Here is an 18,120-nt window from a genome sequence, read left to right as displayed (position 1 = left end):
CCATGCGTCACCGCACCATCGGAGAGCTGAAGGTCAGTGCCATCGGGCTCGGGGCCATGCCGCTCTCCATCGAGGGACGCCCCGACGAGCGGCATGCCGTGGCCACCGTCCACGCCGCGCTCGACGCGGGCATCACCCTCATCGACACCGCCGACAGCTACCACTGGTACGCCGGTGAGCGGGGCCACAACGAGCGCCTCGTCGCCCGCGCGCTGCGGAGCTACGGCGGCGACACCTCCGGCGTGCTGGTCGCCACCAAGGGCGGGCGCGGACGGCCCGGCGACGGCAGTTGGACCGTCAACGGCGCCCCCGAGCACCTCAGGCGGGCCGCCGAGGAGTCTGCCGGGCGCCTGGGCGTCGAGGCCATCGGCCTCTACCAGTTGCACAAGCCGGACCCCGGGGTGCCGTGGGCGGACTCCGTCGGCGCGCTCCGGGATCTGTTCGACGCCGGTACGATCCGCGCCGCCGGGATCTCCAACGTGACCACCGGGCAGATCCGCGCGGCCCGGGCCATCCTCGGCGACGCCCTGGTCTCCGTACAGAACCAGTACTCGCCCGCCGTGCGGGGCAGTGAGCCCGAGCTCCGGCTGAGCGAACGCGCGGGCCTCGCCTTCCTGCCGTGGAGCCCGCTGGGCGGCATCTCCCGCAGCGCGCTCGACGGCCCGTCTGGGCCGGCCTCCGAAGGCACCGCCTTCCACCGCGTCGCCGCCGCGCGCGGAGTGAGCCCCCAGCGGGTCGCCCTGGCCTGGCTGCTGGCCCGGTCACCGGCGATGGTCCCGGTACCGGGAGCCAGCCGCCCGGCGTCCGTCCAGGACTCGGCGCTCGCTGCCGAACTCAACCTGGACGAGACGGAGTCGGCGCTGCTCGACGAGGCGGCGGGCCGGGTCAGCCGGTGACCGGCGGGCGCCCGAGTCCGTGGCGGTCCGCCCACCCGGAGATCGCCGCTGCCAGCTCCTCCGGCCGGTCCTCCGGGGCGTGGTGGCCGGCCGGTCCGTGCCGGGAGACCTCCAGACCCGCGATGTTCGCCTCGCACCAGGCCACGGTCGCCGCGTCGGTCATGGCACCCGGGCCCGGCTCGAACGCGGCCAGCAGCTTGGGCACTTCGGGGCTCGCGGCCAGCCAGGCGTCGTAGCGCTCGATGCGGGCCACGACATCGGCGGGCTCACCGTCCAGCGGCATCATCCGCGTCCACGCCAGAATCGGGCGGCGGCTCTCCGGGGTGGGGAAGGGGCGGCGGTAGACGTCGAGGTCGGCCGGGTCGAGCGGGGTGGCGAGCGTGGCCGGCAGCCCCTCGATGAACGCGTCCTGCTCCAGGATCATGCGCTCGCCCACTCCGGGCGTACGGAGCAGGGTGAACAGTTCGCGTCCGGCGGGCGGGAACTCGTCACCGTACAGCGGCTTCACGATCGTCTCCATGAAGGCGAGCGCGCGGACGCTTCCGGGGAGGCGGGCGGCCCGGTCGAAGGCGAGGGCGCCGCCCCAGTCGTGGCCGATCAGCACGGCCCCGTCCAGGCCGAGCGCGTCGAACCAGGCGTCGAGGTGGCGGGCGTGGTCCTCGAAGGAGTAGGCGAGCCGGGGTTTGCCGGACTCGCCCATGCCGATGAGGTCGGGAGCCAGCAGCCGGCGGCCGGGCGCGGCCACCCCCGGCAGGACGTTGCGCCAGAGGTGGGAGGAGGTCGGGTTGCCGTGCAGGAAGACGAACGGCAGGCCGTCGGGGTCGCCGGACTCGCGGTAGTGGACGGTGGTGCCGAGAACGGGAACGGTGGGCATGGGAGTGCGTCACATCGCTTTCTTCACAGGGGAATTCACACGTTGAGGCTCAGGAACCGGTCGACGGTGATCTCGATGACCGTCAGGTCCGGCGGACCGGGCGGGGCCGCCCCGTAGCGGGCGGTGTAGCGGCGTACCGCCTCCGCCAGCCGTACGGGATCGCCGGTCACCGAGGCCCGGCCTTCGAGGGTGATCCAGCGGAAGCCGTCCGCCTGGCAGAGCGCGACCCGGGCCACCGGGCCGCCCGCCGACACGTTCCGCGCCTTGCGGGTGGCGGCCCGGGTGGTCACCCGCGCGAGGCCGGTGGCCGCGTCGTAGGTGAAGCGGACCGGGGCCACGTGCGGGGTGCCGTCGGGGCGCAGGGTGGTGAGGGTGGCCGTGCGGTCGAGGGCGAGGAAGTCGTGGGCGGCGGCGGTGAGCCGGGGCCGGTCCGGGCTCACTTCTTCCTCACGCCCTCGTTCCAGATGAGCTTGGCGATGTTCGGCTTCACCGCGGTCGTGACGACGCCCATGGCCGTACGCACATGGCGTCGTTCGTCCAGTTCGCGCAGCATGCTCGCGGCGAGGTCGGAGCGGGCCGTGAAGACGCCGTCGGCGCTGGACGGGGCGGTGAGGTAGTCGGTGACGGCGGGGTGCTCGAAGAGGCCCGACGGGCGGACCAGCGTCCAGTCGAGGGCCGTGCGGCCGACGATGTCCTCCATGCGGCGCATGTCCGCGTGCAGGGTGCGGCCCAGGCGCCGGTTCACCAGCGGGTCGAGCACGTGGTTGAAGAAGTGCGCCCCGGTGGGCCGCCACGAGGGGTCGGCGATGCTGGAGCTGACGACCAGCAGCCGCCCCACGCCGTGCCGGTTCATGGCCCGGGTGATGGCCGCCGCGCTCTGCGAGTACAGGGTGACGGGCGCCTTGCTGAAGCGGGCGCCGAGCGCGGACAGGACCGCGTCCGCCCCCTCGACCGCCGCGTCCACGGCCGCCGGGTCGGTGGCGTCGGCGACGGCCTGGGTGACCCCGGGGCGGGCCGGCAGCGAACCGGGGCGGCGGACGACGGCGGTGACCTCGTGACCGGCGGCGACGGCCTGCCCGGTGAGATGGCGTCCGGTCGGGCCGGTGGCGCCGAAGAGCGTGATGCGCATGGTGTGGGCTGCTTCCTGCGGGGTGCGGTGGGAACGCCTTGACTGTGCGGATCACGCGCCGCAGGCTCAACGCTGATGAATAACGCCCAGGCCGCCCCCGCCCGGACCCGTGGCCGCCCCCGGGGCAACCCGCCGACCCGCGCCTCGCTCGTCGTCGCGGCGCGGGCCCTCTTCCTGGAGCGCGGCTACCGGGCCACCACGCTGCGCGCCGTGGCCGTGGCCGCCGGGGTGGACGCGGCCCTGATCTCGTATCACTTCGGGTCAAAGCGCGGCCTGTTCGCCGAGGTGATGCAGGTCGGGTGCGCCGAGGCGCTGGCGGTGGACGAGGTGCTGCGCGGTGACCCGGCCACCCTGCCCGGACGGCTCATCGACGCGGTGACGGGCCTGTGGGAGGACGCCGACTTCCGGCGGCTCGCGAGCGGGGGCGAGGCCGCCTCAGAGGCCGTCCGCGACTACCTGGAAACGGAGCTGCTGGGGCGGCTCGTTGAATTTCTCGGGGGGTCGGACGCGACCGCCCGCGCCACCGCCGTGGTGACCGTGCTCGGCGGAATCATCTACACCCGCTATCTGAACCCCCTCCCCACCCCGGCCGCCCTCACCCCGGCCGGGACCCGCGCCGCCCTCACCCCGGCCGTCCGCGCGGCACTGGCTCCCCGGCGCCGGTAGCCCTGCCCGGAGCGGCCCGTCTCCACCCCGGGGCGTGGACCCCTGGGTGGAGTCCCTGAGACCGGGGTCCACCCGGGGGTCCAACCCCCTAGGGGGAGCTCCTTACAGCGAGCCAGGGGCCGTTCCTCCCGGTGGAGGACGTGCGGGGGCGGGGTCTCTCCGTAGCGTGGTTGTCGTACCGCAGACGCATCGCACAGGCAACACCGACGCACCGCACAGGCACCGCGGACACACCGCCCGAGGGGCGGACCGGAGGGAACGGGGTGGGGAAAACCCCACCGGAAGACTGCGCTGGGCACCAGCGCGCCGGACCCCCTCCCCACAGCAGACTTCACAGCAGACGGCGACACCCCGTCGCTGACCGACATAGGAGAAAAACCGTGACAACGGCTGTAACCATTCCCAGGCACGGGGGCACTGGAGGGCGTACGGCCGTGGCTGCGCGGGCGCGGCAGGTCGTCAAGGCGTACGGGACCGGAGAGACCCGGGTCGTCGCGCTCGACCACGTCGACGTGGACATCGCCCGCGGCCAGTTCACCGCGATCATGGGCCCGTCCGGCTCCGGCAAGTCGACGCTGATGCACTGCCTGGCCGGCCTCGACACCGTGACGTCCGGACAGATCCACGTCGCCGACACCGAGATCACCGGGCTCAAGGACAAGAAGCTCACCCAGCTCCGGCGCGACCGCATCGGGTTCATCTTCCAGGCTTTCAACCTGCTGCCGACGCTGAACGCGCTGGAGAACATCACGCTGCCGATGGACATCGCCGGCCGCAAGCCCGACGCCGCCTGGCTCGACCAGGTCGTGGAGACCGTCGGCCTGGCCGGACGCCTCAAGCACCGGCCGACCCAGCTCTCCGGCGGCCAGCAGCAGCGCGTCGCGGTGGCGCGCGCCCTCGCCGCCAGGCCGGAGATCATCTTCGGCGACGAGCCGACCGGAAACCTGGACTCCCGGGCCGGTGCCGAGGTCCTGAGCTTCCTGCGCAGGTCCGTGGACGAGCTGGGCCAGACCATCGTCATGGTCACCCACGACCCGGTCGCCGCCTCCTACGCGGACCGGGTGCTCTACCTCGCCGACGGGCGCATCGTGGACGAGATGCACAACCCCACCGCCGACCAGGTGCTGGACCGCATGAAGGACTTCGACGCGCGCGGGCGGACGTCATGACCGTCTGGAAGACCTCGATGCGCAACTTCCTCGCGCACAAGGGACGCATGGCGCTCTCCGCCGTCGCCGTCCTGCTCTCGGTGGCGTTCGTCTGCGGCACGCTCGTCTTCACCGACACGATGAACGCCACGTTCGACAAGCTCTTCGCCGCGACTTCGGCCGATGTCACCGTGAGCCCGAAGAACGCCGAGGTCGACGACATCCCCAAGAACGGCAAGCCGGAATCGCTGCCGGCCTCCGTCCTGGCGCGGGTCGCGAAGGCCGACGGGGTGAAGAAGGCCGAGGGCGGCGTCTCCAGCTCGGCCGTCACCGTCGTCGACAGCCACAACAAGAACATGGGCTCCGAGACCGGCGCCCCCACCATCGCCGGCAACTGGACGCAGAACGACCTGCGCTCCATGGAGATCACCTCCGGCCACGCCCCGCGCGGCCCGACCGAGGTCATGGTCGACGCCGACACCGCCGAGAAGCACCACCTGAAGATCGGCGACGAGCTGCGCACCATCGCGGCCACCGGCGACATCACCGGCAGGATCAGCGGCATCGCCACCTTCAAGGTGACCAACCCCGGCGCGGCGATCGTCTACCTCGACACCGCCACCGCCCAGCGCGCCCTGCTCGGCGCCCCCGACACCTTCACGCACCTCTCCGTCACCGCCGCACCCGGCGTCAGTGACAGCCGGCTGAAGCAGAACGTCGCCGAGGCGCTCGGCGGCTCGGCCGCGTACAAGCTCCAGACCCAGAAGGAGGCCGCGGCGGCGAACAAGGACTCCATGGGGTCGTTCCTCGACGTCATGAAGTACGCGATGCTCGGCTTCGCCGGGATCGCCTTCCTCGTCGGCATCTTCCTGATCGTCAACACCTTCTCGATGCTGGTCGCCCAGCGCACCCGCGAGATCGGCCTGATGCGGGCCATCGGTTCCAGCCGCAAGCAGGTCAACCGCTCGGTGCTGCTGGAAGCGGTGCTCCTGGGCATCGTCGGATCGATCCTCGGCGTCGGCGCCGGGGTCGGGCTCGCCGTCGGGCTCATGAAGGTGATGGGCGCCATCGGCATGGAGCTGTCCACCGACGACCTCACCATCGCCTGGACCACCCCGGTGACCGGCCTCGCGCTCGGCATCATCGTCACCGTCCTCGCCGCGTACGTCCCGGCCCGCCGGGCCGGCAAGGTCTCGCCCATGGCGGCCCTGCGCGACGCCGGGACCCCCGCGGACGCCACGTCGGGCTGGGTCAGGGCCGGCATCGGCCTGGTCCTCACCGGCGCCGGCGCGACCGCCCTGTGGTGGACGACCCGGGTCGACGAGGCGAGCGACGGTTCCGCCTTCCTCGGGCTCGGTGTGGTCCTCACCCTGATCGGCTTCATCGTCATCGGCCCGCTGCTCGCCGGAGTCGTCGTACGGGCGCTCAGCGCCGTGCTGCTGCGGTTCTTCGGCCCGGTCGGCCGGCTCGCCGAGCGCAACGCCCTGCGCAACCCGCGCCGCACCGGCGCGACCGGCGCGGCCCTGATGATCGGCCTGGCCCTGGTGGCCTGCCTGTCCGTGGTCGGTTCCTCGATGGTCGCCTCGGCCACGGACGAGCTGGACAAGTCGGTGGGGGCGGACTTCATCGTGCAGTCGGGCAACGGCCGGCCGATCGTCCCGCAGGCCGCCGAGGCGCTGGCCGCCGCGCCCGGCATCGAGCACCTCACGCACTACCGGGTCCTGGACGCCAGGCTCACCACCCCGGACGGCGTGACGAAGAAGCAGGAGGTCACGGCGGCCGACCCGAGCTACCAGCAGGACGTCCGGCGCGAGGTCCTCTCCGGCGACCTGGCGAAGGCGTACGGCGAGAACTCCATGTCGGTGGGCGAGGACTACGCCACCGCGCACCGCGTCAAGGTCGGTGACACGATCACCGTCGCGTTCGCGGGAGGCGACACGGCGAAGCTGAAGGTCGCCGCGGTCACCTCGGACGAGACGTCGCTCGACCAGGGCGCGATGTACATGAACACCTCGACCGCCCAGCAGTACGTCCCCGCCGCCAAGATGCCCCAGAACATGCTCATGTTCGCCAAGGCGAAGGACGGCGAGGAGGACGCGGCCTACGCGGCGCTCAAGGACTCGCTCGCGAAGTACCCGACGTACAAGGTCCAGAACCAGGCCGACTTCAAGGAGGACCTGAAGGACCAGATCGGCCAGCTCCTGAACGTCGTCTACGGCCTGCTCGCCCTGGCGATCATCGTCGCGGTGCTCGGTGTGGTGAACACCCTGGCCCTCTCGGTGGTCGAGCGGACCCGCGAGATCGGCCTGATGCGCGCCATCGGCCTCTCCCGCCGCCAGATGCGCCGGATGATCCGGCTGGAGTCCGTCGTCATCGCCCTCTTCGGCGCCCTGCTCGGCCTCGGCCTGGGCATGGGCTGGGGCACCTCGGCCCAGAAGCTGCTGGCCCTGGAGGGCCTGGGCGTCCTGGACATCCCGTGGCCGACCATCCTCACGGTGTTCGTCGCCTCCGCCTTCGTCGGACTGTTCGCCGCCCTGGTCCCGGCCTTCCGGGCGGGCCGGATGAACGTCCTGAACGCGATCGCCACGGACGGGTGAGAGTCACCGGCACGACCGGCCCCGGCCCGCTCCTCGGAGCGGGCCGGGGCCGGTCGTGTGGCCTGTGAGGCCCCCGTCGCGCAAGCGGCGCCCTTCCCCGAGTCGTACGCTAGTAACCCCCGGCCCTCCGGGGGTGGTCCCTGGGCCAGGCCGGGCTCGCACGAGCCGGCACGCACATCTGCGGCGTTGTCGTCAGTCGCCTACGCTCCGCGTGGGCTCCTTCCTCCGCCTTGCAGCTGCACGCACCGGCCCGCGCTCCCTGATCCGGCCCGGCCCAGGGACCACCCCCGGCACGTGTCGGGCCCTTCGCGTTGCCCCCGGGGCAGCGCGCCCTGGCGGCAGCCGGCCGTCAGAGGCCCTTCTCCTCACCCGGACGGAAGCCCTTCATGAGCCTGAACGGTCTGCTGGATGTCGTCGTACGTGATCCGGCGCTCGACGAAGCGGTGAAGGCCGCCGGTGACGGCCACCGGATGCACATCGACCTGGTGGGCCCGCCCGCCGCGCGGCCCTTCGCCGTCGCCGCGCTGGCCCGGGACGCCGGGCGGACCGTCCTCGCGGTCACCGCGACCGGCCGGGAGGCGGAGGACCTGGCGGCCGCGCTGCGCACCATGCTGCCGTCGGACACGATCGCGGAGTTCCCGTCGTGGGAGACCCTGCCGCACGAGCGCCTGTCGCCCCGCTCCGACACCGTGGGCCGCCGGCTCGCCGTGCTGCGGCGCCTCGCGCACCCGCGCGCCGACGACCCGGAGACCGGGCCGGTCTCGGTCGTCGTCGCGCCGATCCGGTCCGTGCTCCAGCCGCAGGTCAAGGGGCTTGCGGACCTGGAACCCGTCGCGCTGCGCACCGGGCAGAGCGCCGACCTCGGCGAGACCGTGGAGGCGCTGGCGGCAGCCGCGTACGCCCGGGTCGAACTGGTCGAGAAGCGCGGCGAGTTCGCGGTGCGCGGCGGCATCCTGGACGTGTTCCCGCCCACCGAGGAGCACCCGCTCCGGGTGGAGTTCTGGGGCGACGACGTCGAGGAGATCCGCTACTTCAAGATCGCCGACCAGCGGTCCCTGGAGGTCGCCGAGCACGGCCTGTGGGCGCCGCCCTGCCGTGAGCTCCTGCTGACGGACGAGGTGCGGGAGCGGGCCGCCGCGCTCGCCGAGGCCCATCCGGAGCTGGGCGAGCTCCTCCACAAGATCGCCGAGGGCATCGCGGTGGAGGGCATGGAGTCCCTCGCCCCGGTCCTCGTGGACGACATGGAGCTCCTGCTCGACGTGCTGCCCAAGGGCGCGATGGCCGTCGTCTGCGACCCCGAGCGGGTCCGGACCCGGGCCGCGGACCTGGTCGCGACCAGCCAGGAGTTCCTCCAGGCGTCCTGGGCGGCGTCGGCGGGCGGCGGCGAGGCCCCGATCGACGTCGGCGCGGCCTCGCTGCGGGGCATCGCGGACGTCCGCGAGCGGGCCCGTGAGCTGGACATGATGTGGTGGTCGATCTCCCCGTTCGCCGCCGACGCCGAGCTGGACGACGACACGCTGGCGCTGGGCATGCAGGCGCCCGAGATGTACCGGGGGGACACCGCGCGGGCGTTCGCCGACACGAAGGGCCGGCTGGCCGACGGCTGGCGCACGGTGTACGTCACGGAGGGACAGGGGCTCGCCTCGCGTACGGTCGAGATGCTCGGCGGCGAGGGGATCGCGGCCCGGCTCGACCCGGACCTGGACGAGATCACCCCGTCCGTGGTGCACGTCTCGTGCGGGGCCATCGACCACGGCTTCGTCCACCCCGGCCTGAAGCTCGCCGTGCTCACGGAGACCGACCTCACCGGGCAGCGCACCGCCACCAAGGACCTGGGCCGGATGCCGGTGCGGCGGCGCAAGACGATCGACCCGCTGACGCTGGAGACCGGCGACTACATCGTGCACGAGCAGCACGGCGTGGGCCGCTACATCGAGATGGTGCAGCGCACGGTGCAGGGGGCGACGCGCGAGTACCTGCTGGTCGAGTACGCCCCCGCCAAGCGCGGGCAGCCCGGCGACCGGCTGTACATCCCGACCGACCAGCTGGAGCAGGTCACCAAGTACGTCGGCGGCGAGGCCCCCACCCTGCACCGGCTCGGCGGCGCGGACTGGACGAAGACGAAGGCGCGCGCCAAGAAGGCCGTCAAGGAGATCGCCGCCGACCTGATCAAGCTGTACTCGGCCCGGATGGCGGCCCCCGGCCACACCTTCGGCCCGGACACCCCCTGGCAGCGGGAGCTGGAGGACGCGTTCCCGTACGCCGAGACGCCCGACCAGCTGACGACGATCGCCGAGGTCAAGGAGGACATGGAGAAGTCGGTCCCGATGGACCGGCTGATCTGCGGCGATGTCGGGTACGGCAAGACGGAGATCGCGGTCCGCGCGGCGTTCAAGGCGGTGCAGGACGGGAAGCAGGTCGCCGTCCTCGTCCCCACCACGCTGCTCGTGCAGCAGCACTACGGCACGTTCACCGAGCGCTATTCCCAGTTCCCCGTCAACGTACGCGCGCTGAGCCGCTTCCAGTCCGAGGCCGAGTCCAAGGCGACGCTCGCCGGGCTGAAGGACGGCGCCGTCGACCTGGTCATCGGCACCCACCGCCTGTTCTCCTCGGAGACGAAGTTCAAGGACCTGGGCCTCGTCATCGTGGACGAGGAGCAGCGGTTCGGCGTCGAGCACAAGGAGCAGCTGAAGAAGCTCCGCGCCAACGTGGACGTGCTGACCATGTCCGCGACGCCCATCCCCCGTACGCTCGAAATGGCGGTCACCGGCATCCGCGAGATGTCGACCATCACGACCCCGCCCGAGGAGCGCCACCCGGTCCTGACCTTCGTCGGCCCGTACGAGGAGAAGCAGATCGGCGCCGCGATCCGGCGTGAACTGCTGCGTGAGGGCCAGGCGTTCTACATCCACAACCGGGTCGAGTCGATCGACCGGGCGGCGGCGCGGCTGCGCGAGATCGTGCCCGAGGCGCGGATCGCCACGGCGCACGGCCAGATGTCCGAACAGGCCCTGGAGCAGGTCGTGGTGGACTTCTGGGAGAAGAAGTTCGACGTCCTGGTCTCCACGACGATCGTCGAGTCCGGCATCGACATCTCCAACGCGAACACGCTGATCGTGGAGCGCGGCGACAACTTCGGCCTCTCGCAGCTGCACCAGCTGCGCGGCCGCGTCGGCCGAGGCCGCGACCGGGGTTACGCGTACTTCCTGTACCCGCCGGAGAAGCCCCTGACGGAGACCGCCCACGAGCGCCTGGCCACGATCGCCCAGCACACCGAGATGGGCGCGGGCATGTACGTGGCCATGAAGGACCTGGAGATCCGCGGCGCGGGCAACCTCCTCGGCGGCGAGCAGTCCGGCCACATCGCGGGCGTCGGCTTCGACCTGTACGTACGCATGGTGGGCGAGGCGGTCGCCGACTACCGGGCCTCCCTGGAGGGCGGCGTGGAGGAGGAACCGCCGCTGGAGGTCAAGATCGAGCTCCCGGTCGACGCGCACGTCCCGCACGACTACGCCCCCGGCGAGCGGCTGCGCCTCCAGGCGTACCGCTCGATCGCCTCGGCGTCCTCGGAGGACGACATCAAGGCGGTCCGCGAGGAACTGACCGACCGCTACGGCAAGCTCCCCGAACCGGTCGAAAACCTCCTCCTGGTAGCCGGCCTGCGCATGCTGGCCCGCGCCTGCGGAGTCGGCGACATCGTGCTCCAGGGCCCGAACATCCGCTTCGCGCCGGTGGAGCTGCGCGAGTCGCAGGAGCTGCGCCTGAAGCGCCTGTACCCGAAGACGGTCATCAAGCCGGCCGTCCACCAGATCCTGGTCCCCCGCCCGACCACGGGCAAGATCGGCGGCAAGCCGGTGGTGGGACGGGAACTGCTGGCTTGGACGGGGGAGTTCCTTACGACGATTCTGGGGTCGTGAGCGGCCTACCCGGACGCGGCTGCGGTCTTGAAGACCAGCCACACGGTCTTGCCGACGACGTGGTCATCGACTCCGAAGTCGTCGGCGAGTTCCCGCACGAGGTGTAGCCCGCGTCCGGAGCAGGCGTCGTCGGCGGCCTGCTGGACGCTGGGCTGACCGGGCCCGCTGTCGCGGACCTCCAGTCGTACCCGGTCCTCGGCTCGGTGGAGGACGACGCCGAACTCCCGGCCGGGCAGCACGCCGTGCAGCAACGCATTGGTGGCGAGTTCCGACACGCACAGCCTTATGTCCTCGATCAAGGTGTGAAGCTGCCACTCGGCGAGGACGCCGGTAACGAAATCGTGTGAGGCACCGACAGAGGTGCGCCTGCGGGTGAAGCGTTGTTGCTGCACCAGGGACACGGTGGTTCACCGCCTTGCTTGCGGGTTGTAACGTGACGACGACCTTACTGCTATTCATGAAAAGCGGCAAGGTTGCGCTTCGGTGGGGTGCAACTGGGCCTCCCATCCGGACATGAGGCAGGCTGGGTGTCGTGTCGGTGGGAGCTGCGGAGGAGACGGACATGGGCGGTAACGAATGGGTCAGCACGTCGACGCCCTACCTCGCCGCGCCCTCCGGCGCTCCGGGCGACATTTGGGCGGCCGAGGCTGCCGCCGAGGGGCGCCGGGGGAGTCAGCGCATTGTCCAGGCGGGCGAGGTGCAGGCCCCGGAAGTGGTCGCGGAGCTGCTCGGGGTGGCGGCCGGGGAGGACGTCGTCGCCCGGCGCAGGATCATGTACCTCGACGGCGAACCCTGCGAGTTGACGGACACGTACTACCCGCTGGGCATCGCGGGCGGCACCGGCCTCGCCGGTACGGCCAAGATCCCCGGTGGGGCGGTCAGGCTCCTGGCGGAGCTGGGCCACGTCGGCGTACGCGTACGTGAAGAGGTGACCGCGCGGCGGGCGACCGGGTCCGAGGCCGATCAGCTGGCGATGGTGGAGGGTGACCCCGTCCTCCAGCTGACGCGGCTCACCCTGGATGAGGCGGACCGGCCCATCCAGGTCGACGTCATGGCCATGCCCCCGCGACGCCAGAAGCTGCGCTACGAGATCAGGATCGGATGACCGTGCCCAAACCCGAAGCCGACGCCGCCGACCGCCGTTCGCTGCATGAGCGGATCGCGGCTGATCTCAGGGACCAGATCATGGGCGGAGACCTCGCGCCCGGCGCTAACCTGCCCTCGACGGCCCACCTCAAGGAGCGGTTCGACGCCTCGAACGCAACGGTCCAGAAGGCGGTGCAGCTACTCAAGGACGAGGAGCTGGTGATCGGCAGAGCGGGCGCGTCGGTGACCGTCCGCGAGCACCGCCAGCGGACCGTGCGCCCGGCCGCGTCCATGGCCCCGGCGGGCGAGGGGGAACCGTACCGATGGCTGACCGAAGCGGCGAAGGGCGGCGCTCGGGCGCACAGCACCCTGCTCGAAGTGGCCGAGGTCCAGCCACCGGCGGATGTTGCGGAGGCGCTGAGGCTTTCGGAGGGCGATCCGGCTCTGCTGCGGCGCCAGTTGCTCGCGATCGACGACGAACCCGCCGAACTCGTGGCCTCGTACTACCCGCTGGACATCGTCAGTGGAACGGCGATGACCGTTCGCCGCAAGATCCCGGGTGGAACCCCGACGCTGCTCGCGGAGCTGGGGTACCCGCCGCGGCTCAGCGTCGACCGTGTGTCCGCGCGCGTGCCCACCCAGGAGCAGTACCAGGCGCTGCGCCTGCCTGGCGGGCTGCCGGTGCTGCGTACGCTGCGCGTCGTCTACAGCGATGACGAGCGTCCCATCGAGGCCACGGTCATGGTGAAGGCGGGGCATCTGTACGAGGTGCAGTACGAGTTCACCGCCAAATAAGCCCTCATGGGGCGGGTGTGTCCCCCGTGTTGAACAGCAGTCGGCCGACCAAACGGAAGGCCTCCTCCGGGTCCCGGTCGCCCACCGCGTCGTCCAGGTTGCCGCTGAGCAGGAGCGTGGCGAAGCCGTGGGCGAGGGACCAGGCGGCCACGCCCGCGAGGCGGGGGTCGTCGGTGGGGGGCAGGCCGGCGACGCCCGCGCGCAGTTCCGTCGTCGCGCGGGCCTTCGCCGCCAGGAGGTCCGGGGCGTCCGTGCGGTAGAGGTCCGGCTGGAACATCACCTGGAAGTGGGCCGGGTGCGCCCGCGCGAAGCGTACGTACGCCACGCCCCGCTCCGGGAGGTCCGGAGCCGCCGCCAGGGCGTCCGCGAACAGGGCGTACCCCTCGGCGGCGATCGCGGTGAGCAGGCCCGTGCGGTCCTTGAAGTGGTGGGCGGGGGCGGCGTGGGAGACGCCCGCCCGGCGGGCCAGGTCGCGCAGGCTGAGCGCGGCGGGACCCTCGGTCCGGATGACGTCGAGGGCGGCGGTGAGGACGGCCCGCCGCAGGTCGCCGTGGTGGTAGGCGCGGTCGCTGGTCATGGACAGCAGGTTACGCGGGATCTAGTCGTTGACAAGTTCGCCGATGACGCGCACTCTTGGGATCTAGGCAGTGGCTAGATAGCGGCCGGTGCGTGGCGGAAGGTGTGGACATGTCCGAGGAACTGGGTCGCGTACGGCAGTTGTGGCACCTGCTGGAGCCGGTGCACGCCGTCCTGTACTACGCGCCGGAGGCGTTCGAGGAGGCCGCCGCGCTCGGCTACGCGGTCGATGAGCGGTGGCCGAGCTACTTCGCCTGGCGCGCGGCGCCGCTGGGAGCGGCGGGGGCGGACCGGGTCGGGGAGGCGTTCCACAGCTTCAGCCCGCGCATGGTCGGCGCGTACGTCCCCGCCGTCTGGTCGGTCGCCTCGCCGGACGCGGTGCTCGCGGCGCGCGGCCGGGCCGTCGACCGTACGTACCAGGCGCTCCTGGGCGACGGGATCACCGCGCCGGACACGGCCGAGGCCGCCGCGCTGCTGCGGCGCGTCGCGGAGGCGGCCGACACCGCGGACCGGCCGATGGCCGCCGCGAACGCCGCGCTGCCCTGGCCCGACGCTCCGCACCTCGCCCTGTGGCACGCGGCGACCGTCCTGCGTGAACACCGGGGCGACGGCCACCTCGCGGCGCTGGCTGACGCGGAGCTGGATCCGGTCGAGGCGCTGGTGTCCTTCGCGGCGATCGGGGCGGCCCCGGCCGAGGTGTTCGCGAGCCGGGGGTGGGGCGACGAGGAGTGGCAGGCGGCGCTCGACCGGCTGGAGAAGCGGGGCCTGGTGGCCGCCGACGGCACGGCGACCGAGGCGGGCCGGGCGCTGCGGGCCGAGGTCGAGCGGCGTACGGACGAGGCGGCGGCCGGTCCTTGGCGGGTGCTCACGGACGCGGAGCGGGAGCGGCTGGTCGCACTGCTGGGCCCGCTGTGGGTCGCGGCGATCGGGTCGGGGCTGCTGCCGCCCGAGAACACGCTGGGGATCGGAAAGGTGTAAGGCCGCGGGGGCGGGAAGGCGGGCGCGAGGTGTGATCAGGCCCGCACGCGGGTACGGATCGCGGCCATGAAATCCTCCTGGCGGGGAAGACGTTCGTAGAATTCCCTGGTTGGTTCGGCTTTCTCACCGTCAGGACGGCTACGAGTGATATCTCCCCGCGTGTGTCGAGTGATGGTCCCCGCCCTGGCCGCCACGGCCGTGCTCGCGCTGAGCGGCTGCGACCCCGACCAACTGCCCAAGGACATCGACACCACCGGCGGCGGCGCGGACGGCGGCGGCCAGTCCGCCACCGGCTTCGGCGCCAGCCCGCTGACGAACGACGACGGGACGAAGCCCGGCCTCGCCCCCCTCACCTCCGACAAGGACCGTGCGGCGGCGCGGAAGATCATCGAGAAGGTCGCCACCAAGGGGCGCGGCCCCAAGACCGGGTACGAGCGGGACAAGTTCGGGTACGCGTGGAAGGACTCGGTGGACGACGTCCCCCTGTCCCACAACGGCTGCGACACCCGCAACGACCTGCTCGCCCGGGACGGCAAGGACGTCGAGCTGCGCTCCGGTTCGAAGTGCGTGGTCGTCTCCATGACGCTCAAGGACCCGTACACCGGCAAGACCATCGAGTGGCGCAAGCAGCAGGCGACCAAGGTCCAGATCGACCACGTCATGCCGCTGTCGTACGACTGGCAGATGGGCGCCGCCCACTGGAACGAGTCCAAGCGCCAGCAGATCGCCAACGATCCGCTCAACCTCATCCCCGTCGACGGCCCGGCCAACAACGCCAAACGCGACGCGGGCCCCGCGACCTGGCTCCCCCCGTACAAGCCGATCCGCTGCGCGTACGTGCTCCGCTTCGCGCAGGTCTCCCTGAAGTACGACCTGCCGGTGACGAGCGCGGACAAGGACATGATGCTGAAGCAGTGCGGCGGCTGACGCGGCGGTAGTCACGCGGGGCGGCGGGCACGGTCCGCCGCCTTTCCGCGTGCCCCGGGCGGGTCCTCAGAGCCCCGAGCCCCCCGTCGCGTCGATCACCGTGCCCGTCACCCAGCGGGAGTCGTCCGAGGCGAGGAACGCCACGATGTCCGCGACGTCCTCCGGCTGTCCGACGCGGCCCAGCGCGGCCAGGGACGCGGAACGTGCCTGGGCCTCGGCGTCGCCGCGCAGCCAGTCCGCGTTGATGTCGGTGTCGATGATGCCGGGGGCCACCGAGTTGACCGTGATGCCGCGAGGGCCCAGTTCCTTGGCGAGGGTCAGCGTGAAGTTGTCCAGGGCGCCCTTCGTCGCGCTGTAGGCGATGATGTTCGGCATCGCGACCCGGGCCGCGCCGCTGGATATGTTGATGATCCGGCCGCCGTCGCGCAGCCGGCCGAGCCCGTGGCGGACGATGAAGAACGGTGCCCGCACGTTGACGGCGAAGACCGCGTCGAACGCCTCCTCGGTGAGCGAGGACAGCTCGGAGTAGAGACCGACGCCCGCGTTGTTCACGATGATGTCCACCCCGCCGCCGGGCGCGTGCGCGGTGATCTCCGCGTCGAACGCCTCCCACAGCGCGGCCGCGTCCCCATGGGCGCCCAGCTCGGCCCGGAGGGCGAATGCCGAGCCGCCGTCCTTCCGGATGACCTCCACGACCTCGTCGGCCGCCGCCGCGTCCCGGGCGTAGGCGACGGCGACGACGGCGCCCTCGCGCCCCAGCCGTTCCGCGATGGACCGGCCGATGCCCCGGCTGCCACCCGTGACCAGTGCGACCTTGCCCTCAAGTGCGTGTGCAGGCATGACTGTTACCCCTCGACGATTTGTTGAGCGATCATTCCAGAAAGAACGTAGCACGACTTCTTGAGTGGGCGCTCTAGAATGTGGGGCATGGGTGAGACAGGTGCGGTGCGCGGACGGCCGCGCTCCTTCGACCGGGACGCCGCGCTCGCGGCGGCTGTCCGGCTGTTCTGGGAGCGAGGCTACGGGGCGACCTCGATCGGTGAGCTGACGGAGGTGATGGGCATCCGGCCCGCGAGCCTCTACGCCGCGTTCGGCGACAAGCGGTCGCTCTTCGAGGAGGCGGTCGCCGCGTACGGGAGGACGCCGGTCGGGACCTTCATGCGCGACGCCCTGGAACAGGAGCCCACGGCCTACCGCGCGTTCGCACGCCTTCTGCGGGAGGCCGCGCGGATCTATGCGGACCCCTCGCACCCGGCGGGCTGCATGGTGATCAGGGGGGCCGTGAACGTCACCTCGCAGGACGCCGGGGTGGCCGACCGCCTGAGGGGCGTGCGCAACTCCAACATCACGGCCTGGGAGGCGCGGCTGCGGGACGCGCAGCGGACGGGCGAACTGCCGGAGCGGGTGAACCCCCGGGCCCTCGCCGGGTACTTCGCGACGGTCGTTCAAGGCATGTCGCAGCGCTCCTGCGACGGGGCGGGCCCGGACGAGCTGGCCGAGATCGCCGAACTGGCGCTGGCCGCCTGGCCGGGGGAGCGCGAAGGGTGAGAAGACGCGGAAAACCCGCCCTGGGGGCGGGTTCCGCGGGGGCCGGGCGCGCTGCGCGGGTCAGAGCTTCAGGTCCCACTGCGTCGAGTCGTACGTGAAGCTGGGGCTGACCTCCACGGTGAGGTTCTTCGCGTCGGCCGGTGCGTCGAACGCGTAGAGCACCGTGACCTTCTTGCCCGGCAGGATCGTGCCGGTGAAGCCCGAGCCGACCTTGTCGTCGAAGATCTGCTCCGCGTCGACCCCGTCCTTCCCGGCCCGTCCTTCGACGGTGACCAGCGCCGAGTCGAACTTCTCCTTGCCCGCGTTTTCGATCACCACGGCGACCTGGTACGCCTTGTTGCCCTTGGTGTGACCGGCCGCGAACTCGCCGGGGGAGTACTTCGTCGCGTCGCCCACCGTGACCGTGAGGTCGTCGTCGTACACGATCCCGTCACCGGCCTCCAGCGCCTCACCGGTGGGCTTCTCCTCCTTGCCGGCCTTGTCGTCGCCGGACTTCTCCTTCTCCGCGCCCTTGCCCTTGCCGGCGTCCTCGCCCGCCTTCGGCTTCGCGGACGTCTTCGTGTCCGACACCGCCTTGTTCAGGTCGTCCACCGCGTCGCCCACCGCCCTGAAGGTGATCACCGCGCCGACCACCGACATGATCAGCGCGATCAGTGCGAGGACCGTGCCGAACGTGGCCATCTTCTTGTTCGTCGCCTCGCCCCTCTTGGCGCGGCCCCGGCCCACGAGCCCCAGGATCAGCGCGATCGTCCCGAGAATGCCCGCCAGCCAGAAGAGGAACGGGATGAGGCCCGACACCGCGCCGATGAGCCCGAGGATCAGGGCGGCGATGCCCAGTCCGTTGCGCGCGGGGCGCAGGCCGGGCGCGTGAGCGGGGCCGTACGGCTGCTGCGGCTGGGAGTGCGGGGGCTGCGGGGACTGCGGCGGCTGCGTGAACTGGGACATGGCTGTGCCCTTCGGCAAGTACGGGATGAAGTGGTGAG

The 18,120-nt window shown here is 71.9% G+C and carries 17 protein-coding genes; 10 read left to right on the top strand and 7 right to left on the bottom strand.

Translation table 11 applies throughout. The annotated features are described in order from the left end of the window. Nucleotides 1-2 precede the first annotated feature (2 nt). Complete coding sequence (locus OHS17_RS13255) at nucleotides 3-896, top strand: aldo/keto reductase (protein WP_330312330.1); 894 nt, start codon at nucleotides 3-5, stop codon at nucleotides 894-896. Here the strand turns inward: OHS17_RS13255 and OHS17_RS13250 are convergent. The 3 genes from OHS17_RS13250 to OHS17_RS13240 are packed head-to-tail and all read right to left on the bottom strand — an operon-like array spanning nucleotide 886 to nucleotide 2,899. Next, nucleotides 886-1,770 (bottom strand): haloalkane dehalogenase, encoded by an 885-nt coding sequence (locus OHS17_RS13250; RefSeq protein WP_330312329.1) that lies wholly within the window; start codon nucleotides 1,768-1,770, stop codon nucleotides 886-888. The genes OHS17_RS13255 and OHS17_RS13250 overlap by 11 nt on opposite strands. Nucleotides 1,771-1,805: 35 nt before the next feature. Continuing rightward, nucleotides 1,806-2,210: a pyridoxamine 5'-phosphate oxidase family protein gene (locus OHS17_RS13245; RefSeq protein WP_330312328.1), complete on the bottom strand. Its 405-nt coding sequence runs from the start codon at nucleotides 2,208-2,210 to the stop codon at nucleotides 1,806-1,808. Continuing rightward, the gene (locus OHS17_RS13240; protein WP_330312327.1) at nucleotides 2,207-2,899 is read right to left on the bottom strand and encodes an NAD(P)-dependent oxidoreductase; all 693 of its coding nucleotides are present in this window, start codon (nucleotides 2,897-2,899) and stop codon (nucleotides 2,207-2,209) included. Before OHS17_RS13240 ends, OHS17_RS13245 begins: the two co-directional genes overlap by 4 nt. Nucleotides 2,900-2,974: 75 nt before the next feature. Here OHS17_RS13240 and OHS17_RS13235 point away from each other — a divergent pair, with 75 nt between their 5' ends. From OHS17_RS13235 to mfd, 4 genes are all read left to right on the top strand, one after another. Beyond that, complete coding sequence (locus tag OHS17_RS13235; protein ID WP_330312326.1) at nucleotides 2,975-3,565, top strand: TetR/AcrR family transcriptional regulator; 591 nt, start codon at nucleotides 2,975-2,977, stop codon at nucleotides 3,563-3,565. A gap of 380 nt (nucleotides 3,566-3,945) precedes the next feature. Continuing rightward, nucleotides 3,946-4,734, top strand: coding sequence for an ABC transporter ATP-binding protein (locus OHS17_RS13230; protein WP_330312325.1), 789 nt, complete (start codon nucleotides 3,946-3,948; stop codon nucleotides 4,732-4,734). Continuing rightward, nucleotides 4,731-7,310, top strand: coding sequence for an ABC transporter permease (locus OHS17_RS13225; RefSeq protein WP_330312324.1), 2,580 nt, complete (start codon nucleotides 4,731-4,733; stop codon nucleotides 7,308-7,310). Before OHS17_RS13230 ends, OHS17_RS13225 begins: the two co-directional genes overlap by 4 nt. Before the next feature lie 386 nt (nucleotides 7,311-7,696). Beyond that, nucleotides 7,697-11,227, top strand: a complete 3,531-nt coding sequence (gene mfd, locus OHS17_RS13220) for a transcription-repair coupling factor (RefSeq protein ID WP_018104091.1) — start codon at nucleotides 7,697-7,699, stop codon at nucleotides 11,225-11,227. A gap of 5 nt (nucleotides 11,228-11,232) precedes the next feature. Here mfd and OHS17_RS13215 read toward each other — a convergent pair whose 3' ends face one another. Next, on the bottom strand, nucleotides 11,233-11,628 hold the full coding sequence (locus tag OHS17_RS13215) for an ATP-binding protein (protein WP_330312323.1): 396 nt from the start codon (nucleotides 11,626-11,628) through the stop codon (nucleotides 11,233-11,235). 161 nt (nucleotides 11,629-11,789) lie between these two features. Here OHS17_RS13215 and OHS17_RS13210 point away from each other — a divergent pair, with 161 nt between their 5' ends. After that, complete coding sequence (locus OHS17_RS13210; RefSeq protein WP_330312322.1) at nucleotides 11,790-12,332, top strand: GntR family transcriptional regulator; 543 nt, start codon at nucleotides 11,790-11,792, stop codon at nucleotides 12,330-12,332. After that, a complete protein-coding gene (locus OHS17_RS13205) occupies nucleotides 12,329-13,108 on the top strand; it encodes a GntR family transcriptional regulator (RefSeq protein WP_330312321.1) in 780 nt (259 codons plus the stop codon). Before OHS17_RS13210 ends, OHS17_RS13205 begins: the two co-directional genes overlap by 4 nt. 4 nt (nucleotides 13,109-13,112) lie before the next feature. On the opposite strand, the gene OHS17_RS13200 is transcribed toward OHS17_RS13205, so the two are convergent. After that, nucleotides 13,113-13,685 (bottom strand): TetR/AcrR family transcriptional regulator, encoded by a 573-nt coding sequence (locus OHS17_RS13200; protein ID WP_330312320.1) that lies wholly within the window; start codon nucleotides 13,683-13,685, stop codon nucleotides 13,113-13,115. Nucleotides 13,686-13,795: 110 nt separating this feature from the next. On the opposite strand from OHS17_RS13200, the gene OHS17_RS13195 reads away from it, so the two are divergent. Next, entirely contained in the window at nucleotides 13,796-14,662 is an 867-nt protein-coding gene (locus tag OHS17_RS13195; RefSeq protein WP_330312319.1) for an SCO6745 family protein, read from the top strand. 171 nt (nucleotides 14,663-14,833) lie between these two features. Continuing rightward, nucleotides 14,834-15,589, top strand: coding sequence for an HNH endonuclease family protein (locus OHS17_RS13190; protein WP_199780892.1), 756 nt, complete (start codon nucleotides 14,834-14,836; stop codon nucleotides 15,587-15,589). Nucleotides 15,590-15,655: 66 nt separating this feature from the next. Here OHS17_RS13190 and OHS17_RS13185 read toward each other — a convergent pair whose 3' ends face one another. Beyond that, nucleotides 15,656-16,429 carry an SDR family oxidoreductase gene (locus OHS17_RS13185; RefSeq protein WP_330312318.1) on the bottom strand — a complete coding sequence of 258 codons (774 nt, stop codon included), beginning with the start codon at nucleotides 16,427-16,429 and terminating at the stop codon, nucleotides 15,656-15,658. A gap of 78 nt (nucleotides 16,430-16,507) precedes the next feature. On the opposite strand from OHS17_RS13185, the gene OHS17_RS13180 reads away from it, so the two are divergent. Further along, on the top strand, nucleotides 16,508-17,137 hold the full coding sequence (locus tag OHS17_RS13180) for a TetR/AcrR family transcriptional regulator (protein ID WP_330312317.1): 630 nt from the start codon (nucleotides 16,508-16,510) through the stop codon (nucleotides 17,135-17,137). Nucleotides 17,138-17,197: 60 nt separating this feature from the next. On the opposite strand, the gene OHS17_RS13175 is transcribed toward OHS17_RS13180, so the two are convergent. Next, nucleotides 17,198-18,082 (bottom strand): DUF4190 domain-containing protein, encoded by an 885-nt coding sequence (locus OHS17_RS13175; RefSeq protein WP_330312316.1) that lies wholly within the window; start codon nucleotides 18,080-18,082, stop codon nucleotides 17,198-17,200. Nucleotides 18,083-18,120 lie beyond the last annotated feature (38 nt).

Source organism: Streptomyces sp. NBC_00523, from assembly GCF_036346615.1.
In the GTDB taxonomy this organism is placed as follows: Bacteria; Actinomycetota; Actinomycetes; order Streptomycetales; family Streptomycetaceae; genus Streptomyces.
This window is presented reverse-complemented; position numbering and strand designations above follow the sequence as displayed.